Origin of the sequence: Pseudomonas fluorescens (assembly GCF_002837185.1) — a bacterium.
Classification (GTDB): Bacteria; Pseudomonadota; Gammaproteobacteria; order Pseudomonadales; family Pseudomonadaceae; genus Aquipseudomonas; species Aquipseudomonas fluorescens_AM.
Genome location: NZ_KZ478019.1, coordinates 1 through 21,740, shown reverse-complemented (window position 1 = coordinate 21,740; position 21,740 = coordinate 1). Strand labels below are relative to the sequence as shown.

Sequence of the window (21,740 nt, the reverse complement as noted above, 5' to 3'; positions counted from 1 at the left end):
TATAGGAGGGTGAATGGTCCATATCACACTGAGGTTGCCTGATACTGTCTCATCTGAACCTGAACTGGAAATGAACGCAGAACACTATCAGGATATACCCGCGCAACTAAAAAGAATTGATCGCGACACTTACGAAAATCTGTATATGGAAAGAGCTGGAAAAACCACGCTGAAGCCATTTGCAAGTGTGTTTATAAATAATAAATTATATTTTGAGTGCGCTGAGCAACTGAACGACGGAGACGTCGTTGAGATAACCATAGCCATCGCAGGAGGCTAAAGTGGATACAAAAAGACTGCAGGCGCAATATGTCAGGCTTCTGTATTCCGGAAATACAGCGGTTCTGGATGCCTCAGAAGAGGCGAATTATCTTCTCGCTCACCTTGATCACGCAAGGTTGGAAGTCGAATATAAAGCCAGAATCAGAAATTTGCGAACGACACTTCATGCAGATATGAAATTTCTGAATCGCTTCATAGATAAAGTTTCGTTATTAGAAGCGGTGGAATCCTATTGCGGTTCTGATGACTTCTGGAAACACCAGGGCCGGACGTTGCTTGAGGATTTTTGTTTGTTCTACTGCAACAATCATAGCCACGAGCCCAGATTGAGAATGCTGGCCGAGATAGAAGGCACCGTCTCCGGCATGTCGATTGGAAATGTTACGACGTCTCCTTGGGTTGGCCATCAACAAAAGATGCAAAACACCGTCGAGGTGTTGGCCGCACATTACATAAAAAATATAAAACAGTTGCAAACCGCAACCAGCATAGATGACTTTTCACCCACGCCTGATGGCGGGTTTTTTGAGCTCACCAAGGATGCGAACTCTATACGGATAAAAATGATGGGGGGGCTTAAATGAGCAATGTCGGCCTAGGCTTGGATTTTCAGCACTTGGGAAGCTACGGCGTTTCTTTTGAGAACTTGATTTCAGCCTGCGAAAGTTCGTTGTCCCATTACTCGATCGTAGCCATCACTAATTCAGAAGAAGCCAAACGATTTAAAAAGATGTCAAACGGTACTCCCTTGATACATCATTTTACCGGCGTGGCGCCTGGAGGAATAGAGGGCGTGAACCGACGGCAATTGGCCGTTCAATCAAAAATTTCAAGCATTCTCGAGGCCAAGTGGTGCCTGGAAGACTTGGGTATATGGAACATTGGCCCTTACAGCATACCTTATTTCGCACCACCGGTTTTATGCGCTGCCACACTAGAACGTACCATCCAGGAAATTAAGGTTCTACAAGCAGAATCAGCGCTTGAGTTTCTGCCAGAAGTCCCATCCTGCAGTTTTGTAGTCGGTGACATTGGCTTGGGCGTCTTTTTTAAAAAAATAGTAGACGCATGCGAGTGCAATATAGTCTTGGATATCAGTCACGTGTTTTCTTATGCGATTTATTATGATATTTCATTGAAAGAAGCATTGATGAGTTTTCCGTTGAATGCCGTCAAGGAATTCCACGTGGCTGGTGGTTCTGTACATCCGGAACATAAATGGAGATACAGAGATACACACAGTGAACATATTGTTCCGGCTGTCCTGGAGCTTATGGAGTTCGCCATTCCCTTGTGCTGCAATTTAAAAGCGATTACTTATGAGATCGGTATTGGCCTGCCCCTGGAGTTGCTGTCCGTGGAAATCGGAGCACTTAACGCGATATGTGAAAAAGTGGGGTTTGTTAAGGGTATTTAACTGACGTGCAGTTATACATTTGAAGGGATATCAACGATGAGTGAAGATAGCGGATGTCTTGAATATGACGCAAAGTGTTTGGTTGCAATCTATGATGATGGTGTCGCGGGCGTGGTTTCACCTGTAAACGCATCGGCCACGAGCGCCGACCACTCGGTAAAAGTTGCCAATGTCAAACTCCGTGACTCCAAAATAACGCTGTCCCTTGTGGCGAACGTTTTGTCGGTGAGTTACACCGATTGTATGCGATCAGGCTATGACAAAATAAAAGAACGGCTCGTAAGTGAGTATGGCCAAGTTACCATCGAGGCACATGCCTACTCAGCGCCTGAAAGTGCTAAATTGGAAAAATTTCATAAGCAAATTAGAACGTATAGCCGCGATGAGAAACTTCGGAGTTTAATAATTTGTTCGCCTGGGCATACCCAGGGACACATGCGCTTTCCTGCGACGGTCGTCGGCGTTCATTCTGTTGGTTTGATCACAAGCGATAATCAAATTATTGGAGAGGCGGCTAACGGGGAGCTAAAACCAACCTTTCTCGTACGTGATGAGCCTTTCGAGACTAATGACAAAAATGGCCATCCCCAAGTGTTTCGAGGCACGTCGGCTGCAGTGGGCTATGTAGCCGCCCTGGCGGCGGTTGCTTTTCAGAACCTGAACAATCGGGATGATGCAGTGAATTCGCTGTTTGCGGCGTTGATCTTAATCTCGAGAAAGTATCACGGAAGTTATCTGATCGATAGCGAACGTTTGCTTCATGATTCGCTAAGTGTTATCGAGGTTCCTAAAAAAACTACAAAACGAAGAGTGCTTGATTTGATTTTCGTCAAAGGGAAGGGGCGCGATGGGCGCTTGGCGGTAGTTGCACAGCACTCTAATACACATCATGGTTGGGCCCCTCGTGACATAGCGATATCGGCGACGTTGAACGGTGGATATTCTAAAACAGAAAATAACGCTACGAATGTGTTCATTGATGGCAGCTTGGAAGGCCAGGAAATTAAAATTGAAATCACGCTTGAGGGCGTGTGTGATACTGTAAGTATAGTCGCAAGTGGCGGCACCGCTGTGCTCAAAAGCGAAACCAGCCATTTGGTAAAAGCGCCAGATGATTTGGTCATTGTTGGGCTTTCCGCAAGTCATGATGCATCAGCTTGCGTCATGATAAATGAAAAAATAGCGACGGCGGTACAATTGGAGCGGCTCTCGAGAGTTAAACGTGATGGTGCGGTGTTTCTTCAAGGTGATGATGCGATAGACTATTGTTTAAGTGCTAATGGATTGACATTGGAAGACGTAGATTATTTTGCGTATAACATACAATCATTAACACCCGAATATGTGGGCTTGGGCCAGCCTGTTTCCAAGGGATTGAATGCTTTCGATCCACTCGGTGCAAATGCCATTTACACCAGCCATCACCTTTGCCATGCATTTGCTGCGCTATCTGGATCCAGGTTTTCATACCCGACAGTCGTAGTCGCCGATGGCTCTGGCGGAGTGACTGTGGGTGAACATGACCTGATTATGAACGGTCCGGCGATGGCAGCGTATCTTCACAGGGGGCTGGGCGTAGATAACATCCGCCCGATGCTTCACACCTTTTCCGTGTACGAGTTTTCCCCGACAGGATATAAAATTACGCACAGAGAGTGTTCACCGTCGTTTAATACACGCAGCGGTAGCAGGAGTATGGGGGAAACGTACGCTGCCGTCAGTCAATATATATTTGGGTCCTGGCAAGCGTCTGGAAAACTAATGGGGTTGGCGCCTTATGGTAATCCGGAGGTTCATGGCAATTTGGTGTCAAAAAATGAACAGGGTATATATAACTTCGATTATCAGTGGAAACTGAACCATTCAAAAGTAATTGACCCTGATGCTTATAGGGAATGTGCTGACTTGGCCGCTTCGGTTCAAAAGGGTTTGGAGTGGTCACTTCAAAGTCGTTTTTCCTTATATGTTAAGGGCGATGCTCCAATCGTATTCACTGGCGGCATCGCACTAAATTCTGTTGCCAACCATAAAATAAGAAAACAATTTCCAGCTCAAGATTTTTATTTCTTTCCAGCTCAGCATGATGCGGGAGTCTCAATAGGTGCTGCTGTATCGGCTCACTTTCATATCACAGGGAAGATAATTAATGATGCATTTGACAATGACCATCTCGGATACCTGTACGGCCGAGGAGATGTCAGCAGGGCATTGAATAGGTATTCAAATCTAATAAAATACAGACCTATACACACGGATGAAATCGCCAGAAAGTTGGCGGGCGGGGACGTGCTTGGTTTTTTTTCCTTGGAAAAAGGTAGTGAGTTTGGCCCCAGGGCACTGGGCGCGCGTTCAATTTTGGCTGATCCAAGGCATTTGAAGACGTGGGCTTTTATAAATCGCTGGGTAAAATTCAGGGAAGATTTCCGTCCTTTTGCGCCCATGATTGCGAAGGAGCATGTGGGCCAGTATTTTGAGGAAGAGGGCGATTATCCATATATGTTGGAAGTCATTCATGTTCGACACGCCTACCGAGATCAACTATCAGCCATTACGCATGTGGATGGCACCGCCAGAGTACAAACAGTAGATAAAAGCGACAACGCGTCTTTACACCGCTTATTGATAAGCTTCATGAACGTTGCTGAGTTCCCTATTTTACTCAATACCTCGTTCAACGTGAGAGGGCAGCCGATAGTTGAAACTCCTTGCCAGGCAATTGAAATGCTTTTAAGTACCCATCTATCTGGTGTTGTCATGGGTGACTATTTATTGGAATTAAAAAATAGTGTTGAAACGCTGACAGGAGAGGATGTTCTAAATTTATCACCTGGGACAAAAATTATTTCGGAGCGGACTTCGACCTCCCTCAAAAGAAAGATGATAGTCGGTCACCAGGGTAAAACTGTTGGAATACCAAATTCTCTATACAGGATACTCGAAAGCATAGACGGAGAGAGAAATATTGCTTCGCTTAGCGGCGGCGACGTATCAGCTTTGGAGCCTGAGGTGTTGGAAAAATTGAGCAGATTCGTAAGGCTTAAATATCTAAATGCGTCTGGAAGGTAGCACATCATGGAGGATTCGAACGTAGGCTTGATACCCTCTCGCTTGCTTGGCGCGAAGGAAGTGGTAGCAAAAGTAATGCCGCTTACCGGCTTATTGGGTATTTCTCGTATAACTGAGACAAACAGTTACGTAGATATTGGGGTCTCAATCGTCTCGGCCGTAAGACCGGGTATTAAATTTGAGCAAGTTTCTTCAACACAAGGCAAAGGGTTTACGCTCAGTCAAGCCATCGCAGGTGCAATCGTAGAAGCACTCGAAAGGTATTGTGCGGCAAACATTGACCAGCGTTCACTATTTTCGGGTACAGGCAATTTAAGCCCGGAAGGCGATACGTTGGGCCTGGAATTTGGATATGGACAGGATTTCTACCCCTCCAGATGGATCCGAGGGGTGGATTTATATAGCAATCTACCTGCATGGGTTCCCGCGCTGGAGGTGGCTTTTCCTTATAAACGGTGTGGCTCCGATCCTCCCTATATACGGCCGAACACATCGGGCCTAGCGGCGGGCGGAGATATCGTCGAAGCCAGTCTATTTGCCATGCTGGAGGTTTATGAACGTCATGTAACGTCTCTTTTTTATCGTCATGTGCGATCCGCGAACATGGGGGCTGTCATTGACCCTTGTAGCGTTGATGATGTCAAGTCCAGTGCCTTGTTAAACGATCTTCGCTCGAAAGGTTATGAACTGCTCATTTTCAGAGTTACGGCTATTTTTCCCACTTATTATGTGGCGGTATTAGACACGTTGGGTTTAGCGCCTAAATTCATGATTGCGGGGACAAGCACTGCGCTTTCAGAAGAAGACGCGTTAAATGGTGCGTTGTTGGAGTGTATACAAGGTCTGGTGACCGGCCTGTCAGGAGGTCGTGAAGATCTTGTCCGTTCCGCCCCCAAGTATAAAAAACAAGTGTATTCAAAAACTAATAATTTTTACAAAATCAGAGACCTATTAATTACCCAAAATGGATTAGAGAAATTTCCCCGGCAGCCATCGAAACCGGTAAGTTGCGAGTGGGCCCTGAAAAGAATCTTGAATTCGCTACAGGACATAATCAAGGGCCCGTGCGTCATGTGTGATCTTAGTCATGACACGCTACCACTGAAAGTTGTAAAAATTGTCGTGCCGGACTTAAATGACTTTCTGGTTAATCCTGGAAGAAAAACACATGCTGATTTCACCAAGGTATAAGCCCATTGTATTCGGCGGTCCATCGCTTGAGCTTGCAATGGAAAAATATGGAAAATATTTCGATTTTAGACCCCCTATACGGCGCGGAGACCTTGAGGCGTTGGCAGGTGATAAACGGCGCTCCGGCTGTGTTCTAATTACAGATGGTGTATTTGGAAGTACGTTGAGTGTTAGTCCGGTTGAGTGTCTTCGCGTACTACAAAAAGGCTGGCTTTTGCTTGGGTCGTCCAGCATGGGCGCACTGAGGGCCGCCGACTGTAATAGCGCAGGCATGGTAGGCGTTGGACATGTCTACATGGGGTATCAACTGGGTTACTATAAGTCTGATGCGGATGTTTCAGTCGTCTATGCGGGTGTGCCGAGTAAAGAGATAACGATATCCTATGTTCACGCAGACTACATAGGACGCATTCTTCAACGCTCGCAATCGCTGTCATCGGTCAATCACCGGAAATTTTTAAGCTTCCTCAGGCGAACGCCCTGGTATGACCGGAACAGGAAAAGTGTAGCGTCAGAATTTTCTATCGCGCATGGGAAAGGGGAGCTCGCTGAAGTTTTTTTGGATATGAGTCATGACGCGAGTTGCCACCCAAAAAAGCTGGATGCTTTATTAGCGTGTGATTATATATGGGGTTTATATAAAAAAAGGGGGCTGCATGAGTGATTTAACACGTACGGTGGGATACCTGCAGAATATTTCCAAGGGGAATGAGTCTGCCGCCGCTCAAATGGCTCATTTGATTATAGGCGTTTTTGGAGGGTTGCCCGCTTATGCCGTTTCTCTTAGAGTCACGATTGCGTTTTATGTATCCTGCATACTGGAAGTTCCAAGTGGTGTGGTGGCTGACATCATAGGGCACGCGCGATCCATGGTGTATGCGTGCATATTTTATTCTATGGCTTGCGTTTTTATCGTCGTGGCTGTCGTGGCATCAAGTGATGATTTCAGTTTAATAATGGTGGTCATAAGTAGTGTGCTTTCCGCGTTGGGTGGGGCGCTTTCTTCCGGGTCATTTCAAGCTTTATTACAAGATTTAATTGATAGGGAAGCTCTTTCCATACCTGCCGTAGAACGCACGAGTTTCAAAATTAGGACACTTTCTCTTTCTCAAGGTCATGGCGCATATTTTGCGTCTTTTTTTCCAGTGGTCGTAATGGCGATTCTGTTTTTCTGGGCCAGGTATTGGGAGGGAGAAGAATATATATTGTTTTTGCCAGCCGTAGCATTTGTCGGTTTTGCTATGTATTTTCAGAGCTTGGTGCCGGATCAGGGATACGTTCTTCAAAAGAATAGAGTCAGGGTGGCATGCGCGTCTTACATTGCAGAGTTAAAGCATCTTAAGTCATGGCTTATTAGCGGAGCACTTGATAAGCGTATCTATTTTTATGGGTTTTCATTATTGATGGTTTTTTCAACACTGCTAATGATTCACGTACACACCTATCTTATGATTTCACAATTGCGCGAGGTCGATATTAGGGCGGTTGATGTCAAAGGCGGCGCAATAATTTTTCTGATGCTGGCCTCTTTTGATTTGGCGCATTTGGTAAAGGGCTGGCTCGTCCCGTTCTTGACGAGAAAATTCGCTGACATAGCGTTGCTTTTCATTTCCTATTTTAGCGTGGCGTCGCTGTCTTTTTTGGCATGGCTTGGCTGTTATTATGAATATCAATTGCTTTCTTTAATTGTTTTTGTTCTTTTTTTTCGTGCATTTCTTACGCTGGGTCAAAATATCATCCAGTCAACCGTTCTTGTGATGCTTCCGGAAAATAATCGTGCCACTGCTCTGAGTGCGATACAGGTAATTGTGATAATTATTTATGCTTCTTATTCTCTCTACTTGACATTTGTAGGTATTGAAAGCCCTCCGGAAATACTCATGGAGGTACTGGTGCTTAGTATGTGCTGCCTGTTAGTTGCTCTGATTGTGTATGTTTGCTGTGGTCAATTTAATTTCAAGGATTTAGCGGGTGACTCGGTATGATATGCAGTTGTTTTTCTGATTTCATCCGGCATTAATGTGCCACTGGTATTTGCTCCATTGACGGTCCACCCAAGCATTCTATAAATACAAAGTCCCGCACCCGTCCGGATATTGATCTGCATCAATCGCAACTCACGTTGAGGCATGCGTCACGCAGACGCCTAGAACTCCCCGGAGTATTTCACCGCCGCCGCTGCCCGCGTCGTGACCTTCAAGCTGCGCAGCAACGACGACACATGAATGCGCACGGTAAACGGTGAAATATCCAGGGCCTTGGCGATTTCCTTGTTGGTCTTGCCTTGGGCAATCAGGCGCAGCACGTCCTGCTGGCGGGGGGTGAGGGTATGGGTGTCCAGCGGCAGCAGGCCGGAGGGAGCGAACTTGACCAGCACTTCACCGTCGCGGATCGCCAGCAGCGCCTGGCCGATCTCGTTGGGGGCGATGTTCTTGCCGATAAAGCCGTCGACGCCCAAGGTCATGACCTGTTCGATCAGTGCCGGATCATCCACCATCGATACAACGATTAATGTGGTACGCCGCAGTTGCCGGCGCAGGTCGGCGAGCTGGCTGATGCAGGTCAGGCCGGGAAAGCGCAGGTCGAGGATCAGGGTATCGATGTCGCTTGGGTCGAGCAGCAACCCATGCACCGCATCCAGGTCACCGGCTTCCTGTACCCGGGCCTCGGGTAGCAGGCGTTGCACAGTGCGCGCCATGGCCTCGCGAAACATCGGATGGTCGTCGGCGATGATAATCCGGCCGGTCATGGTGAGCTCCTTGCTGGGCATGGCTGTGTGCAGGCATGCTGTTTTATTATCGGGCCCAATGCCCGCCTCGCTCGTACAAAGGGCCAGGGCTATGACAACAAGGACGTAACCCATGGGTCTCGAGACCAACTCCGAACTCGACCAGGCTAACCTGCGCATTGTGGTGGCAACTATCGCCATTGTGTATATAAGCGTGCTGGGTTTTTTGCCTGGGCATTCGCTGGACACCTACCTGCCGGTGATCCTGTACATCTTCCTGTTTCTGCTGGCGTCCATTGCCTTGCGCCAGGTGATCGCGCGTTGGCCCGGGCATTACCCGGCGCGACGGATTTTCGGCATGCTCCACGACTACACCGGCACTTCGTTCGGCCTGGTGGTGGGCGGTGAGGCGGCGTTGCCGCTGTATGCAGTGATGGTGTGGGTCAACCTCGGCAACGGCATGCGCTACGGATCGCGCTACCTGGCGATTGCCACGGGGCTGGCGTTGCTGGCGCTGTTGATCGTATACCAGCTCACGCCGTGGTGGCAGGCACAGCCCTTCATGGTGCTGATGCTGATGATCACCAGCACGGTGATTCCGGTATACGCGCATATCCTCCTGGAGCGCACGCGCAAGGCCTCCGAGCAAGCCATCGCCGCCAACCTGGAAAAATCCCGCTTTCTCGCCCAGGCCAGTCATGACCTGCGCCAGCCGATCCACTCCATCGGTCTGTTCACCGCCTGCCTGCGCGAAGCCCGCCTGGGCGATGACGAGCGGCGTCTGGTGGACAATATCGATCGCTCGCTGCTCAATGTCTCGCAGTTGTTCCGTTCCATTCTCGACCTCTACACCCTGGACAACGGGCGTCTGCTGCCCAAACACCAAGTGATCCACTTGGGCGATTTTCTCGCCGACCTGGTACGCCAGAACGCCGAAGCCGCACGCTGGGCGGGCGTGGAGTTGCGCTTGCGACCTTGCGCCCACTGGGTGCTGGTGGATCCGGGGATGCTGGCGACCATGGTGCAAAACCTGCTCTCCAATTGCTTCAAGTATGGCGCGCAACGGCCAGTGCTGATCGGTGCGCGTATTCGTGATAACCGCCTGGTGGTAGAGGTGCATGACCAGGGCCGGGGGATTGCGGGGGAGCATCTGGCCAAGGTCTTCGAAGAGTTCTATCGCGTGCGCCAACTGCGCGACAAGGACGTCGAGGGCGTTGGCCTGGGGCTGTCCATCGTCAAGCGCCTGGGGCAGTTGATGGGGCTGCAGGTGAGCCTGCGTTCGCGGGTGGGCCGTGGCACGTCGGTAAGTCTGCATGGCCTGGCCCTGGCCACTGCGCCGGCTCAACCGGCATTGCGTGACGACGCACGCCAGGCTGGCCTGCTCAGCGGTTTGAAAGTGTGCCTGGTGGAAGATGACCACAACGTGCTGCTGGCCACCCAGGCCCTGCTCGAACGCTGGGGTTGCGAGGTGCAGGCCGAGTCCACGGGACAGGGCTTGGTCAGCGACTGCGACATCATCGTCGCCGACTATGACCTGGGCAACCACGCCACCGGCATCGAATGCATCGACCACCTGCGCCGGCAACGCGGCTGGGCGGTGCCGGCGCTGATCCTCACCGGGCACGACGTGGAGAAAATCCAGGCGGCGTTGCACGACCGTCAGATCGCCATTCTGTCCAAACCGGTGCGCCCTGCGGAACTGCGCGGCGCCCTGCGTGAGCTCAGTCAGGGAAAAACTATTGCATGAATGGCGTCAACCCATTGCCTCGCGCACCCTTGGGCATGCAATAGGCTGCGGGTTTCATCAGGCCAAAGCTGGCAATCGCAAACAAGCCGCCGCTTGCACCGCTAGGCACTGAGCAGTTGTACTCGCCGGACGCAGTGTTGGCCACGTAGTAGGTGCTCATGGAGTCGCTGCGTACATTGGAGACACGTTTGACCGGTTCGCCCAGGTTGGTCTCTGAGAGCTTCTTGAGATGGTCCTCGGTGGGTTTGATATTGCTGCATCCGGCGACAACGATGATCAAGGCGCCGAGCAGAGCAAGGCGCGTTACAGGGGATGAGGGTTTCATAATGCTTCTTCCTTGGGATTGTTTTGGTTTTTCCAGCGCGCAACGATCCCTCGCGCATTGAAGGCGCGGTGTTGGCTGAGCGTTGGAAGTGCCGGGGAATATAGCGCCGGTGGAGGGGCGGGTCGATTAGCACACATGGGCTAATGGCACATTGAGCTCATGGAAGGAGAGAGCTGTGTTGCAGATAAAACGAGCTACGCCAGATGATGCCGACAGCGCGTTCGAGATTCGTCGTGAGGCCATTCTCGGCCAATGCATCGGCGCCTGTACCGCAGAGCAAATGGCGCTATGGACGCGTGGCAGTGCGAGCGATGGTTACAGCGTGCTGATGGAAAAGCACTTCTACCTGGGCTGTGTGAACGGCGAGCCAGTCGCCACCGGCATGCTCGATCTTGCCAACCATGAAGTCGGCGCTTTGTTTGTACGCCCCGCATTCACTGGACGAGGGTATGGCAAGGCAATGCTCGATCACTTGGAGACGGTCGCGCGTCACATCGCTGTTGAAGAAGTGGTATTGGATGCGACGCTCAATGCGGTGAGTTTCTACAAGGCATGCGGGTATGTCGGGGATGAGCAGGCGGTGTATCGCTCGCCGTCGGGGTTGGTGTTGGCGTGTGTGCCGATGGTGAAGCGCCTGCGGCTCATGAGTCAGTCTTGAACCAAATGTGGGAGGGGGCTTGCCCCCGATAGCAGGGTGCCAGTCACCGTATAGGTGGCTGATATATCGCCATCGGGGGCAAGCCCCCTCCCACATTTCTGACCGAGCTGGGCTTCAATGCATCTTGCTATGGTCCATTTGGCTATGATCCATCCCATCCAAACCACGCGCTGGCGCCTTCACTTCAATGGTCTGCTCAGCGCCCTTGGGGTCTTTCACCACAAGGGTCAGCGGCACCTGGTCGCCTTCCTTGATCTGGCCGGTCAGGCCCATCAGCATCACGTGGTAGCCATTCGGATCGAGCTTGACGGCTTTGCCTGCGGGCAGGGCTACCGAGTCCACCGGGCCCATGCGCATCACGTCGTCCCGCATGCTCATTTCATGGATCTGCACGTCCTTGGCCACCGGTGATGCCACGCGCAGCAATTGGCTGTCGCTGTCGGCGGTGATGGTCATGAACGCGCCGCTGGAAGGCTGGCCCGGCACGGTGGCACGCACCCAGGCGTCGCTCACTTGCACCTGGGCGCTGGCGTGGGCGGCAAGACCCAGCAGGGTGAGGCCGAGGGTGAGACGCTTGAAGTGTTGAACGGCAGTCATTAGCAGACCTCCATGACGGTGAGCAGGTCTTCTGCGCACTCTTTAGCGGTAAGGGATGCCTGCAAGCCAAGGCGCAGGTTGCCACGGGTATCGAACACGAAGCTGGTGGCGGTGTGGGACAGGGTGTAGGTGTCGCCGGCAGGAGTCTTTTCATAAAAGATCCCGAATTCCTTGGCGGCCACGGCGATTTCTTCCGGGGTGCCGTAGAGGGCTTCGAAACTGGGGTCGAAGGCCTTGACGTATTTGTCGAGTATCTCGGGGGTGTCGCGCTCGGGGTCCAGGGTGATGAACACCACCTGCATGATTTCACCGTCGCGGCCCATCAGCTTCTTGGCCTGGGCGGCGCGCGCCAGGGTGGTCGGGCAGACCGCCGGGCACTGGGTGAAGCCGAAGAACACTACGGGCATCAGGCCACGGTACGAGCTCAGGGTGACGGTTTCGCCGTCTGTGTTCTTGAGCTTGAAGGTGCGCCCCATGATCTTGTCACTGAGGTCCTTGCCGTACTTGAAATTCAGCTTGGGGCTGTAGTCACAGCCGCCCAGCAGGCTGCCCAGGCCCAACAGGCCCATACCGGTCAGCACTTTGCGGCGGGTGAATAACGTACTCATCAACTGTGCATCCTGTGAAACGCCTGAATGGCTCTGGAGTTGCCCACCCGGCTTTGAAAAGGAGTAACGAGAAGGGTGCAGAGTCTAGCAACCCTGGGCACCTCGCGTAATCTGCGACGTTCTGCCACAGGGGTGCGCTGCGCTTCATCCTTTTGTGGCTTCGGTGGTAGAGTCGCGGCCATGAAATCGAGCTGCCCCGACCGTGCGCTGATTGCCTGGGCCCTGTACTTCTGCGTACTGGTGAACCTGTTCGTATGCGGTTTGGGACACGGGCAGATGATGGGCCAACAGCTCAATGGGATCGGTGGTCAGTTCTGTTCGGTGGACGGCGGCCAGCCGGCAGTTTCCGACAAAGGGTTGGCTGACCCGTCTACCAGCAACATCTCGAACTACTTTGCCTGCCCGATGTGCAGCGCCGTTACGGTCGCCGTCGTATTTCTGATCGGCCTGGCGTGGTTGCTGAGCCTCAAGCAACGCCCGCGTCCTGCCCATGAGCGGCGCAATAAGGCACCGCCGCGTTATACCTGGCCATCGGCCAATCCCCGCGCTTCCCCCACCGTCTGACGTGTGTCCTGGGCCTCCTGTAACCGGGAGGCATTCTATCGTCACGACTGTGAGTGCGTTCCATGAACCATCAGTTGCCAGCGCGCGCCCGTCGCTTGGTCAGCAAGCCCGCCGGGCGTTCGCGTGCCGAACCGGCGTTGCCTGACTACCCGAGTAATGCGCGCTGTTTCGTGCATCTGGATGCACGCTTGCTACCCCACTGGCACACCGTGTTCGATGTGTGCCCGGCATTGCTCAAGCTTGATCCACCGGAGGGCTTGAACCTGTTCCGCAGTTTCATGACCTGGGCCTATCGCCACCAGCTACCCCTGGATTGGACTTATCATTTGAACCTGTGCCGCTGGCTGCTGAGTTCACCCTACCGCGCTCGGATCGCTGCTGAATTTATCGACGCCTTGATGGCCGCCGCTGCCGCGCGCTGGGTCCTCACGGACGACAGTGAGGCGGCGGGGATCGTCCTGAGCTGGCGAGGTTCGTTCGTGTTCGATTGGAAAGGGCTCGTCCCGGGCGCTGCAGAGCAGCCCGCGTTACCCGCACCTGGCTGGGATTTCGCCTGGTGTGCCTTGAGTGAGCGAGGGACGTTTAGTAGGTGGTTGCCGGTGCCGTGAAGCGGCCCGCGCTTGGCAGTTGCGATGGATAACGCGACAGGGCCTGTAAACAGGCCCTGTCGCTTGCGCCGATCAAGCGCAGATAAAGCCGCCAATAGGCCCTACGCAGCCAACGGCTTACTCGTCATGGCCTTTTTATGGGCCGCTTTCATCGCTTCCATTTCAGCCCCGAGATCATCCAGCATTGCCTTGCCCAGCAGTTTCCTGGCCTGGGGAAACATCTCGGTTTCTTCTTCTTCGATATGGTGTTCCAGCAGTTCCTTCACCACTTTGACGCGACCGGAAAACTCGGTGGTGGACGGGTCGGTCTGCTTCAGGTCGGGCAGCACCAATGAGTCGACGGTGCGGTGCTCTTCCTTGGCTTCGTGGTACATGATGTCCTGTTCCTTGCCGCCGGCTTTTCTGAAAGCAGGGTAGAGAATTTCTTCTTCCAGCCTGGTGTGCAAAGTGATTTCCATCTCCAGCTTGGCCAGCAACTCGGTACGTTTTTTCACCCCGCGCTCGGTGGATTCGCTCAGTTGGGTCAGCAGGGTCTTGACGCGTTCATGGTCAGCTTTGAGAAGGTCGATGGCATTCATGTGGAACCTCACGGGTAATGGTCGGGCATGTCGAAACGCACGCCTCGTGAGTAAGCACAGTGCATCACGCGTACCAACTTTTGCGTATGATAAATTATGTTTAAAATCAAATTGATAGCGTGCTGTCGTCGGTTCGCTGTCGTGCAGCTTGCATGATCGGACATTGCCGGGATTGCACAACGCACAACCGCCGCGACGGGCGAAGTGCGCTGCTGAACAATCCGATGGAACCCCTGACGCATTTACTTGACCTAACCCTTAGACTTCAGGAGGTGAAGCATGCAAATTGAATATATCTGGATCGTACTGGCGGTGATTCTGCTGCTGCTGGAACTGTGGGCCATCAACATCGTGTTGCGCAGTACCGGTGGCTGGGAAACCAAGGGGCTGTGGTTGGTGGTGCTGGTCTTCGTACCGTTGCTGGGGCTGATCGCCTGGGCGATGTTCGGGCCCAAGCGGGAGATGGCGCAACAACGCAAACACTGAAGTATTGAGCTAAAAAAAAACAGGCGCCCCATGGGGCGCCTGTTTTTATTTCGGTGTAGAGATCAGCCCGCGACAGCCTGGGCAATCGCCTCATTGAACGCGGGTAAATCGTCCGGCGTGCGTGAGGTGATCAAGGTCCAGCCATTGGCCTTGCATTCCTGCACCTGGGCGTCGACCACGCTGGCGGCGCCGGCGTTTTCCAGGTCGATACGCACGCTTTTAAACGCGGTCAGGGTCTTGCCTTTGACCACGCCCGCGTCGATCAGCGTCCACGGGCCGTGGCAGATCGCCGCAATGGTCTTGCCGGCCTGGGCGAACTCGCTGATCAAGCGCAGCGCGGCGCTATCCTGGCGCAGGGTGTCGGCATTTACGGTGCCGCCGGGGATGACCAGCGCATCGAAGTCGGCGCCGACCACGTCTGACAGTTGCACGTCGGACGCCACGGTCTGGTCCTTTTCCGTATCGCCCACGAAGGTCTGGGTGATGCCGCCTTTGCTGGAGGCGTGCGTCACGGTCGCGCCGTAGCCACGCAGGGCTTGCAGAGGCTTGAGCAGCTCATCGCGCTCGATACCGGTGTTGGAGGTGATGATCAGGATTTTCTTACCGTTGAGTTGCGCACTCATAAGCGGATATCTCCTGTAGAGGTGGGTTACTTGGCGTATTTGCTTTGCAGCGCCTTGGCCTTTTCCAAGTGAGCTTCAAGGGTCGGCAGGGTCTTGGTGGCGAAAGCTTTCAACTCGGCGTTGTCCGAAGACTCTGCTTCCTTCTTGAACAGTGCGACGGTTTTCTCATGGGCGTCCACTTGGTTGTTGGCGTAGGCCTTGTCGAACGATTCATCGCGCATTTCCAGAATGGCTTTCTTCGCCTTGTCAGTCAGGGCAGCGTCATCCGGCACTTCGATATCGAGTTTTTTCGCCAGCGCCATCAGGTCCTGATTGGCCTTGGTATGGTCAGTAATCATGTGTTGCGCGAAGGTTTTCACATCCGCCGAGCCGCTTTTTTCCAGTGCCAGCTTGCCGGCTTCCACTTCGGTGATACCGCCCTGGGCGGCATTCTCGACAAAGTCGTTGGAGGTGGCGGCCATCGCGGTGGAAATCGAGCCTGCAACCAGTGCGAATGTCAGGCCCATGTGTTTCATCAGTCGAGTCGTCATGGTGTCTCTCCTTGGAAATGGCGTGATGCCGTTACGTGACTGTTGAACCGATGCCCGGGCAAAAGGTTTAAATTTTTTTTACGCGCAGTGACTGAACGGCAGGCGTGGCAATTTCCTTGAACTAATCCAAATTCGCCGGGTTCTGCTGCATAGGGTCGCCGCTGTTGGTGACCTGCCATTACCAGGAGATTGCACTGTGACTGATCACACACCCGCCGATAAAACCCCCGAGCCCATCAGTTCCGAAGACGCGCAAAAGGGCAATGCCGACGGCACCAAAGGGCCGACCCTGGAACGTCCGAACCCCAAGACCGAAACCATCGACAAAGTGGTGACACCGACCTCGATCAAGGACCTTGAGCGCCAGACAAACGCAATCAACGAGAAGCTCAGCAAGGGACAGTGAGCATGGCCCGTTCCATCAGCGCGTCGGAACTGGGGATCGAGCTCCAGCCTGACGACGACAGCAGCCTGTTCAAGTGGTTTATCGCCAGTTTCCTGATGGGCAAGCGCATTCAGGCGCCCATTGCCGCGCACGCCTACAAGGTGATTGTTGAAGAGGAGGGCCGCGACACGCCGCGTAAGCTGCAGCACTGCACGTCGCGGGAGCTGGTCGCCATGTTGGGACGCGCGCATTACGTACGTTACGACGAAACCACGGCACAGCGTCTGTTGGACCTGAGTGCCAAACTCAATGCTGATTACGGCGGCAAGATGACACGGATTGTTAAGTTCAGCGATGACCGCCAGGCGTTCGAAAAGCGCCTGGGTGAGTTCGATGGCGTCGGGCCCAAGACCATCGAGATTTTCATGCGCGATGCCGCCACGGTGTTGTTTTGACCGCAGCGCTGTATGTGGGCTGTGCCGGCTGGAGCCTGCCCCGCGAACAGTGGCCGGCCTTCGTTGAACAAGGCACGCATTTGCAGCGCTACGCCTCGCGTTTCAGCGCGGTAGAAATCAACAGCTCATTTTACCGGCCCCACTTGCCAAGAACCTATGAGCGCTGGCGGGAGTCGGTGCCTGCGGGGTTTCGCTTTTCGGTCAAGATGCCCAAGCGGATCACCCACGAGCTGCGCTTGCAGCAGTGCAGCACCGCCCTGGACGAATTTCTTGCGCAATGCCTGCAACTGGACGAAAAGCTCGGTTGCCTGTTGGTTCAACTGCCGCCGTCCCTGAGTTATGAGCCGCTGGTGGCCGGCGCCTTTTTCGACGCGCTGCGTCAGCGTTTTGCCGGTGCCGTGGTGCTGGAGCCGCGCAATGCCAGTTGGCTCGCGGCTGGGAGTCTGCTGCAGGCATTCGAGATCGGTTGGGTCAACGCCGACCCCGCGGTGATCGCAGCAGGCGATGCCTGGCACGGCGTGCGTTATTGGCGCCTGCACGGCTCGCCACGCATTTATCACAGCGCCTACGGGCCCGCGCGGGTGCAGGCATATTCCCAGTTGTTGCGCCAATCGATTGAAGAGGGCATTCCCACCTGGTGCATCTTCGATAACACCGCCAGCGGCCATGCGGTCGCCGATGCTCTCGACTTGCTAGACCTCCACCCGGCGCACCTCCAGCCCTAATTGCTCATAAGCCTCCACGTTCGGCGCATCCCATTCGGTAATCAGCGTATGGATACGGCTGCACGGCGCCACCACGAACGGTTCCACCGCGCCAAGTTTGTCCGAGGTGGTCACGGCCACCACGTGGGACGCGCTGTCGAGCAAGGCTTGCTTGACCGCCACTTCAGTAAAATGCAGGGACGTCATGCCCACTTGCGGGTGCAATGCGCACACGCCGGTGAACAACAGGTCGGCCTTGATGCTCTGGATCAGACGTACCGCTTCATGGCCGCCGGTGGAAAGTGTGGTGGGGTTGAGTTGGCCCCCCGCCAGAATCACGGTCACATGTGGGTGGTCCGCCAGGGCGATAGCGATCATCGGCGAGGGGCTGATCACGGTCAGGTGGAGCGAGTGCGGCAATGAGCGGGCGATCTGCAGGGTGGTGGAGCCGGAGTCGAACAGTACGATCTGGCCATCCTCGACTTGATCCGCAGCCAACTGTGCCAGGCGGCGCTTGGCCTCATTGGTCTGGTCGACACGGGTGAAGAAGTCCTTGCCAGTGTCCCTGGGCCGGGGCAGGGCGCCGCCGTGCACGCGTTGCAACAGACCGGCAGCGGCGAGTTCGCCGAGGTCGCGGCGGATGGTGTCCGGGGACACGGCGAAATGCTCGACCAGCTCGGATGCCGTGACCTTGCCGTCGCGCTCAAGCAGCAACAGGATCTTTTGTTTGCGCAGGGAAGGCAGGTCGATGGCGTGATGGGTGCTTTGCATGTTTGTGCGCTTTGTTGCGGGTTTGTGCGAGATTAAGCGTCGGTCGATATAAACGCAATGGCTGGTTGCCTTGGCGATCGCCGGTTACTCTCTGGGTTCAGTTCAGGGAGAGGTGACCCGATGTCGTTGATCACAACCATCGAAGACTTACGCAAGCTTGCGCAAAAACGTGTGCCGCGCATGTTTTACGACTACGCCGATTCCGGCTCCTGGACTGAGAGCACCTACCGGGCCAATGAAAGCGACTTTGCCCGCATCAAGTTCCGTCAGCGCGTGGCGCGCAATATCGATGAACGTTCGATCCGCGCCAGCATGATCGGCCAGGACATGGCCATGCCGGTGGCCCTGGCACCTACCGGCCTTGCAGGCATGCAGCACGCCGATGGCGAGATCCTGACCGCGCGCGCCGCTGCGGCTTTTGGCCTGCGCTATACCTTGTCGACCATGAGCATCTGTTCGCTGGAAGACATCGCCGAGCACGTCGGCCAGCCCTTCTGGTTCCAGTTGTATGTGATGCGCGACCGCGGCTTTATCGAGCGCTTGATCGAGCGTGCCAAGGCGGCGGGCGTTGATGCGTTGGTGTTGACGCTGGACCTGCAGATCCTCGGGCAGCGTCACAAGGACTTGATCAATGGCCTGTCGGCGCCGCCCAGGCTGACCCTGCCGAACATCCTCAATATGATGACCAAGCCGCGCTGGGTGATGGGCATGCTCGGCACCCAGCGTCGTGGTTTCGGCAATATCGTCGGGCACGTGACGGGCGTGGCCGACATGAGTTCGCTGTCGGCGTGGACCGCCCAACAATTCGATCCGCGCCTGAGCTGGGACGATGTGGAGTGGATCAAGAAGTGCTGGGGCGGCAAGTTGATCATCAAGGGTATCCTCGATGTGGAAGACGCACGCCTGGCGGCCAATACCGGCGCCGATGCGTTGGTGGCGAGCAACCACGGTGGCCGTCAGCTCGATGGCGCGCCGTCGAGCGTCAGCCAATTGCCGGCGATTGTGGAGGCGGTGGGCAATCGGATTGAGGTGTGGCTCGATGGGGGCATTCGCTCCGGCCAGGACGTACTCAAGGCCATGGCGCTGGGCGCCAGGGGCACGATGATCGGACGCCCGCATCTGTATGGCCTGGGGGCGATGGGCGAAGCGGGCGTGACCAAAGCGCTGGAGATCATCGCCCGTGAGTTGGAGGTGTCGATGGCGCTGTGTGGCTATAACGATATACGCGATGTGAATCGCGAGATCCTGCTGCCGGGCACCTTTCCTGACGGCGTTTGATGCGCAAAAAAAAACAGGAAAAGTAAAAAGAGTTGTCCACGGAAACCGTGGGTATCTCTGTGGATAACTTTGCAAGGCCCCGGCAGCATTGGCGATTTAACCTGCGATCAATATTTGATCAACTTTCAATGACGGCCAATATGGCCAGGGTTTGCGCTTGACAGGCCTTGGCGAAGCCAGTGCCGAAAAGTGCATTTATGAGTCACCCCCTCTGCCTGTGGAGGGGGTGACCACCGGTGACGGCATCGTCGCTTGCATCAGCTTGTCCAGCGCCACGCCATAATTGCGCCCGGCCAGGCTCATGCTGTTGTTATGGCCGGCACCCGGCACCAGTAACAACCGCTTGGGCTCCTGGGCGGCTTCGAATAATTGCTCGCTGAAGCGCGGTGGAACGTAGCGGTCATCAAGGCCATGCACCACCAGCAGTGGCATGTGAATATCGGCCATCTTGTCGATGGAATCGAATTTCTGCGACAGCAACCAGCGCACCGGCAGTGAGGTATTGGCAACGGCGGTGGCGACATCCCCCAGGGACGTGAACGTGGATTCGATCACCAGCCCGCGCACCGGCAACGGTACCTGCCTGCTCAACTGCGCGGCGAGGTCGATGGCCACCGCGCCACCCAGGGAATGGCCGTAGATCAGGCGTTTGCCGGGGTCCGGTTGCAAGGTTTGAAAGCGCTCCCAGGCGACGCGCGCGTCCTCATACACCGTGGTTTCCGAAGGCAGGTCGCCCCGGCTTTTGCCAAAACCGCGATAGTCGATGGCCAACACCGAATAGCCCAGCGCGTGCAGCTGTTCGATGCGAAACAGCTGGCCGGTGAGGTTCCAGCGCACGCCATGCAGATAGAGGATGGCAGGCGCATCCTTGCGTGCGGCCGGGTACCACCAGCCATGGATATTCTGGCCGGATTTGAACGTGGCGGGCTTGATATCGAACTCCTGAACGGCGCTGGGCAGGCCGGTGTACCAGCCCGCGGTGCCCGGCTCGATGCGAAACACCAGTTCGCGCTCCTTGTGTTGCAGCACGGCGCAGCCGACCGGCAGGCCGACGATCAACAGGGCCATGCACAGCAGCACAAACCGGTGCAGGCCGCGGCGGGGTATGGAAAAAGATGACATGAAGGTTCCAGTACAAGGGCCAAGTACGGGTTGTACCAGATGCCCCGGGCAGAGCAGAAATTAAAGCGACGGCCGTGACGCAGGATTGCTTGCAAAGTTTTGCAGCGAGCTCGGGGGCAACCGGCTTGACGCTGCATGGCCTGCACGAGATGCTCCGCTTCTTTGAGCAAAGGCCCGACCATGGACAACAGCCCCGTGCGCATCACCGCCGAAGAAACCCTTTCGGACAACTGGTACCTCTTGAAGAAATACAGCTTCGATCTGCGCCGTCGCGACGGCAGCTGGCAAGCCCAGACCCGCGAAGTGTATGACCGGGGCAACGGTGCGACCATCCTGTTGTACAACCGCGAGCAGCGCACGGTGCTGCTGATCCGCCAGTTCCGCATGCCGACTTTCGTCAATGACCACGAAGGCTACCTGATCGAAGCGGCGGCCGGGTTGCTCGACAATGCCAGCCCCGAAGAGCGCATCCGCCTGGAAGCCGAGGAAGAGACCGGCTATCGCGTGGGGCATGTCGAAAAAGTCTATGCGGCCTTCATGAGCCCGGGGTCGGTGACCGAGCGTATTCACTTCTTTATCGGCGAGTACCAGGCGGGCGACCGGGTTGGCGCCGGCGGCGGCCTGGCGGAAGAGGGCGAGGATATCGAAGTGCTGGAACTGGGGTTCGAGCAGGCGCTGGGGATGGTGGCCAGTGGGGAGATCGTGGATGGCAAGACCATCATGCTGTTGCAGCACTTGGAACTGCGGATGTTGAAAGAGCGCTGGTAGAGGCATCGCACCTGATGAGCAAAATGTGGGAGGGGCGGTGCGACGATTCGACTTGCCCCCGATCGCCATAGGTGTCTACACAACGCTGTAGCGCCCAACCGTAACCACGATGCGAAGCGAGTCGCTCTTGATCTGGCTTTTGATCTTGATCTGCTTTTGATCTAGGCGCCCCGTCAAACCACGCTGGCCGAACGCAGGCTTGAATCCGTGGGTAACCCGGCAGGACGCCGGGTTAGCCGCACTGGGCCA

Annotated in this window: 26 protein-coding genes; 17 read left to right on the top strand and 9 right to left on the bottom strand. The window is 54.9% G+C overall.

Annotated elements, in window-relative coordinates:
• Positions 1-13 precede the first annotated feature (13 nt).
• From CIB54_RS23175 to CIB54_RS23145, 7 genes are read left to right on the top strand one after another with little or no spacing between them, the layout of a single operon-like run.
• Entirely contained in the window at positions 14-280 is a 267-nt protein-coding gene (locus tag CIB54_RS23175) for a ubiquitin family protein (protein ID WP_065951002.1), read from the top strand.
• A 1-nt stretch (position 281) separates the two neighbouring features.
• Complete coding sequence (locus tag CIB54_RS23170; protein WP_065951001.1) at positions 282-866, top strand: hypothetical protein; 585 nt, start codon at positions 282-284, stop codon at positions 864-866.
• Positions 863-1,699, top strand: a complete 837-nt coding sequence (locus CIB54_RS23165) for a multinuclear nonheme iron-dependent oxidase (protein ID WP_101221072.1) — start codon at positions 863-865, stop codon at positions 1,697-1,699. The genes CIB54_RS23170 and CIB54_RS23165 overlap by 4 nt, the downstream gene beginning before the upstream one ends.
• Positions 1,700-1,735: 36 nt before the next feature.
• The gene (locus tag CIB54_RS23160; RefSeq protein ID WP_101221071.1) at positions 1,736-4,765 is read left to right on the top strand and encodes a carbamoyltransferase C-terminal domain-containing protein; all 3,030 of its coding nucleotides are present in this window, start codon (positions 1,736-1,738) and stop codon (positions 4,763-4,765) included.
• Between the two features lie 6 nt (positions 4,766-4,771).
• Positions 4,772-5,956, top strand: coding sequence for a YcaO-like family protein (locus CIB54_RS23155; RefSeq protein ID WP_101221070.1), 1,185 nt, complete (start codon positions 4,772-4,774; stop codon positions 5,954-5,956).
• Complete coding sequence (locus tag CIB54_RS23150) at positions 5,901-6,620, top strand: TfuA-like protein (RefSeq protein WP_083217970.1); 720 nt, start codon at positions 5,901-5,903, stop codon at positions 6,618-6,620. The genes CIB54_RS23155 and CIB54_RS23150 overlap by 56 nt, the downstream gene beginning before the upstream one ends.
• On the top strand, positions 6,613-7,941 hold the full coding sequence (locus CIB54_RS23145; protein ID WP_083217969.1) for an MFS transporter: 1,329 nt from the start codon (positions 6,613-6,615) through the stop codon (positions 7,939-7,941). The genes CIB54_RS23150 and CIB54_RS23145 overlap by 8 nt, the downstream gene beginning before the upstream one ends.
• A 161-nt stretch (positions 7,942-8,102) precedes the next feature.
• Here CIB54_RS23145 and CIB54_RS23140 read toward each other — a convergent pair whose 3' ends face one another.
• Positions 8,103-8,705: a LuxR C-terminal-related transcriptional regulator gene (locus CIB54_RS23140; RefSeq protein WP_101221069.1), complete on the bottom strand. Its 603-nt coding sequence runs from the start codon at positions 8,703-8,705 to the stop codon at positions 8,103-8,105.
• A gap of 112 nt (positions 8,706-8,817) precedes the next feature.
• Between CIB54_RS23140 and CIB54_RS23135 the strand changes: the two genes are divergently transcribed.
• Positions 8,818-10,431 carry an ATP-binding response regulator gene (locus CIB54_RS23135; protein ID WP_101221068.1) on the top strand — a complete coding sequence of 538 codons (1,614 nt, stop codon included), beginning with the start codon at positions 8,818-8,820 and terminating at the stop codon, positions 10,429-10,431.
• Here the strand turns inward: CIB54_RS23135 and CIB54_RS23130 are convergent.
• Positions 10,421-10,756, bottom strand: coding sequence for a hypothetical protein (locus CIB54_RS23130; protein WP_065950994.1), 336 nt, complete (start codon positions 10,754-10,756; stop codon positions 10,421-10,423). The genes CIB54_RS23135 and CIB54_RS23130 overlap by 11 nt on opposite strands.
• Before the next feature lie 175 nt (positions 10,757-10,931).
• Here CIB54_RS23130 and CIB54_RS23125 point away from each other — a divergent pair, with 175 nt between their 5' ends.
• Positions 10,932-11,414: a GNAT family N-acetyltransferase gene (locus CIB54_RS23125; RefSeq protein WP_101221067.1), complete on the top strand. Its 483-nt coding sequence runs from the start codon at positions 10,932-10,934 to the stop codon at positions 11,412-11,414.
• Positions 11,415-11,528: 114 nt separating this feature from the next.
• Here the strand turns inward: CIB54_RS23125 and CIB54_RS23120 are convergent, their stop codons facing one another.
• Both CIB54_RS23120 and CIB54_RS23115 read right to left on the bottom strand, forming a co-directional pair.
• Positions 11,529-12,011 carry a copper chaperone PCu(A)C gene (locus CIB54_RS23120; protein ID WP_101221066.1) on the bottom strand — a complete coding sequence of 161 codons (483 nt, stop codon included), beginning with the start codon at positions 12,009-12,011 and terminating at the stop codon, positions 11,529-11,531.
• Positions 12,011-12,619 (bottom strand): SCO family protein, encoded by a 609-nt coding sequence (locus tag CIB54_RS23115; protein ID WP_101221065.1) that lies wholly within the window; start codon positions 12,617-12,619, stop codon positions 12,011-12,013. Before CIB54_RS23115 ends, CIB54_RS23120 begins: the two co-directional genes overlap by 1 nt.
• Positions 12,620-12,799: 180 nt before the next feature.
• On the opposite strand from CIB54_RS23115, the gene CIB54_RS23110 reads away from it, so the two are divergent.
• Positions 12,800-13,183 (top strand): DUF2946 domain-containing protein, encoded by a 384-nt coding sequence (locus CIB54_RS23110; RefSeq protein WP_065950990.1) that lies wholly within the window; start codon positions 12,800-12,802, stop codon positions 13,181-13,183.
• Positions 13,184-13,245: 62 nt separating this feature from the next.
• The gene (locus CIB54_RS23105) at positions 13,246-13,791 is read left to right on the top strand and encodes a putative natural product biosynthesis protein (protein WP_101221064.1); all 546 of its coding nucleotides are present in this window, start codon (positions 13,246-13,248) and stop codon (positions 13,789-13,791) included.
• Between the two features lie 101 nt (positions 13,792-13,892).
• Here CIB54_RS23105 and CIB54_RS23100 read toward each other — a convergent pair whose 3' ends face one another.
• Positions 13,893-14,369, bottom strand: a complete 477-nt coding sequence (locus tag CIB54_RS23100; RefSeq protein WP_065950988.1) for a hemerythrin domain-containing protein — start codon at positions 14,367-14,369, stop codon at positions 13,893-13,895.
• A 279-nt stretch (positions 14,370-14,648) separates the two neighbouring features.
• Here CIB54_RS23100 and CIB54_RS23095 point away from each other — a divergent pair, with 279 nt between their 5' ends.
• Positions 14,649-14,855, top strand: coding sequence for a PLDc N-terminal domain-containing protein (locus CIB54_RS23095; protein WP_065950987.1), 207 nt, complete (start codon positions 14,649-14,651; stop codon positions 14,853-14,855).
• A 62-nt stretch (positions 14,856-14,917) separates the two neighbouring features.
• Here the strand turns inward: CIB54_RS23095 and CIB54_RS23090 are convergent, their stop codons facing one another.
• Both CIB54_RS23090 and CIB54_RS23085 read right to left on the bottom strand, forming a co-directional pair.
• Entirely contained in the window at positions 14,918-15,478 is a 561-nt protein-coding gene (locus CIB54_RS23090; RefSeq protein ID WP_065950986.1) for a type 1 glutamine amidotransferase domain-containing protein, read from the bottom strand.
• 26 nt (positions 15,479-15,504) lie between these two features.
• Positions 15,505-16,008: a DUF4142 domain-containing protein gene (locus tag CIB54_RS23085; RefSeq protein ID WP_065950985.1), complete on the bottom strand. Its 504-nt coding sequence runs from the start codon at positions 16,006-16,008 to the stop codon at positions 15,505-15,507.
• A gap of 196 nt (positions 16,009-16,204) precedes the next feature.
• Here CIB54_RS23085 and CIB54_RS23080 point away from each other — a divergent pair, with 196 nt between their 5' ends.
• From CIB54_RS23080 to CIB54_RS23070, 3 genes are read left to right on the top strand one after another with little or no spacing between them, the layout of a single operon-like run.
• Positions 16,205-16,414 carry a hypothetical protein gene (locus tag CIB54_RS23080; RefSeq protein WP_065950984.1) on the top strand — a complete coding sequence of 70 codons (210 nt, stop codon included), beginning with the start codon at positions 16,205-16,207 and terminating at the stop codon, positions 16,412-16,414.
• Between the two features lie 2 nt (positions 16,415-16,416).
• Entirely contained in the window at positions 16,417-16,848 is a 432-nt protein-coding gene (locus CIB54_RS23075) for a DNA methylase (protein WP_101221063.1), read from the top strand.
• The gene (locus CIB54_RS23070) at positions 16,845-17,573 is read left to right on the top strand and encodes a DUF72 domain-containing protein (protein ID WP_232790602.1); all 729 of its coding nucleotides are present in this window, start codon (positions 16,845-16,847) and stop codon (positions 17,571-17,573) included. The genes CIB54_RS23075 and CIB54_RS23070 overlap by 4 nt, the downstream gene beginning before the upstream one ends.
• Here the strand turns inward: CIB54_RS23070 and CIB54_RS23065 are convergent.
• Complete coding sequence (locus tag CIB54_RS23065; protein WP_101221062.1) at positions 17,541-18,323, bottom strand: DeoR/GlpR family DNA-binding transcription regulator; 783 nt, start codon at positions 18,321-18,323, stop codon at positions 17,541-17,543. The two genes, CIB54_RS23070 and CIB54_RS23065, sit on opposite strands and share 33 nt — an antisense overlap.
• 120 nt (positions 18,324-18,443) lie before the next feature.
• Between CIB54_RS23065 and CIB54_RS23060 the strand changes: the two genes are divergently transcribed.
• The gene (locus CIB54_RS23060; RefSeq protein ID WP_101221061.1) at positions 18,444-19,601 is read left to right on the top strand and encodes an alpha-hydroxy acid oxidase; all 1,158 of its coding nucleotides are present in this window, start codon (positions 18,444-18,446) and stop codon (positions 19,599-19,601) included.
• A 195-nt stretch (positions 19,602-19,796) separates the two neighbouring features.
• Here the strand turns inward: CIB54_RS23060 and CIB54_RS23055 are convergent, their stop codons facing one another.
• Positions 19,797-20,723 carry an alpha/beta hydrolase gene (locus tag CIB54_RS23055; RefSeq protein ID WP_101221060.1) on the bottom strand — a complete coding sequence of 309 codons (927 nt, stop codon included), beginning with the start codon at positions 20,721-20,723 and terminating at the stop codon, positions 19,797-19,799.
• Positions 20,724-20,903: 180 nt separating this feature from the next.
• Between CIB54_RS23055 and CIB54_RS23050 the strand changes: the two genes are divergently transcribed.
• Positions 20,904-21,491: an NUDIX domain-containing protein gene (locus CIB54_RS23050; RefSeq protein ID WP_101221059.1), complete on the top strand. Its 588-nt coding sequence runs from the start codon at positions 20,904-20,906 to the stop codon at positions 21,489-21,491.
• Positions 21,492-21,740: the final 249 nt, after the last annotated feature.

Coding starts and splice junctions, on each gene's coding strand:
- CIB54_RS23175 (WP_065951002.1), top strand. CDS start 14: ATGGTCCATATCACACTGAGGTTGCCTGATACTGTCTCATCTGAACCT.
- CIB54_RS23165 (WP_101221072.1), top strand. CDS start 863: ATGAGCAATGTCGGCCTAGGCTTGGATTTTCAGCACTTGGGAAGCTAC.
- CIB54_RS23160 (WP_101221071.1), top strand. CDS start 1,736: ATGAGTGAAGATAGCGGATGTCTTGAATATGACGCAAAGTGTTTGGTT.
- CIB54_RS23155 (WP_101221070.1), top strand. CDS start 4,772: ATGGAGGATTCGAACGTAGGCTTGATACCCTCTCGCTTGCTTGGCGCG.
- CIB54_RS23150 (WP_083217970.1), top strand. CDS start 5,901: ATGACTTTCTGGTTAATCCTGGAAGAAAAACACATGCTGATTTCACCA.
- CIB54_RS23145 (WP_083217969.1), top strand. CDS start 6,613: ATGAGTGATTTAACACGTACGGTGGGATACCTGCAGAATATTTCCAAG.
- CIB54_RS23140 (WP_101221069.1), bottom strand. CDS start 8,705: ATGACCGGCCGGATTATCATCGCCGACGACCATCCGATGTTTCGCGAG.
- CIB54_RS23135 (WP_101221068.1), top strand. CDS start 8,818: ATGGGTCTCGAGACCAACTCCGAACTCGACCAGGCTAACCTGCGCATT.
- CIB54_RS23130 (WP_065950994.1), bottom strand. CDS start 10,756: ATGAAACCCTCATCCCCTGTAACGCGCCTTGCTCTGCTCGGCGCCTTG.
- CIB54_RS23120 (WP_101221066.1), bottom strand. CDS start 12,011: ATGACTGCCGTTCAACACTTCAAGCGTCTCACCCTCGGCCTCACCCTG.
- CIB54_RS23115 (WP_101221065.1), bottom strand. CDS start 12,619: ATGAGTACGTTATTCACCCGCCGCAAAGTGCTGACCGGTATGGGCCTG.
- CIB54_RS23110 (WP_065950990.1), top strand. CDS start 12,800: ATGAAATCGAGCTGCCCCGACCGTGCGCTGATTGCCTGGGCCCTGTAC.
- CIB54_RS23105 (WP_101221064.1), top strand. CDS start 13,246: ATGAACCATCAGTTGCCAGCGCGCGCCCGTCGCTTGGTCAGCAAGCCC.
- CIB54_RS23100 (WP_065950988.1), bottom strand. CDS start 14,369: ATGAATGCCATCGACCTTCTCAAAGCTGACCATGAACGCGTCAAGACC.
- CIB54_RS23095 (WP_065950987.1), top strand. CDS start 14,649: ATGCAAATTGAATATATCTGGATCGTACTGGCGGTGATTCTGCTGCTG.
- CIB54_RS23090 (WP_065950986.1), bottom strand. CDS start 15,478: ATGAGTGCGCAACTCAACGGTAAGAAAATCCTGATCATCACCTCCAAC.
- CIB54_RS23085 (WP_065950985.1), bottom strand. CDS start 16,008: ATGACGACTCGACTGATGAAACACATGGGCCTGACATTCGCACTGGTT.
- CIB54_RS23075 (WP_101221063.1), top strand. CDS start 16,417: ATGGCCCGTTCCATCAGCGCGTCGGAACTGGGGATCGAGCTCCAGCCT.
- CIB54_RS23065 (WP_101221062.1), bottom strand. CDS start 18,323: ATGCAAAGCACCCATCACGCCATCGACCTGCCTTCCCTGCGCAAACAA.
- CIB54_RS23060 (WP_101221061.1), top strand. CDS start 18,444: ATGTCGTTGATCACAACCATCGAAGACTTACGCAAGCTTGCGCAAAAA.
- CIB54_RS23055 (WP_101221060.1), bottom strand. CDS start 20,723: ATGTCATCTTTTTCCATACCCCGCCGCGGCCTGCACCGGTTTGTGCTG.
- CIB54_RS23050 (WP_101221059.1), top strand. CDS start 20,904: ATGGACAACAGCCCCGTGCGCATCACCGCCGAAGAAACCCTTTCGGAC.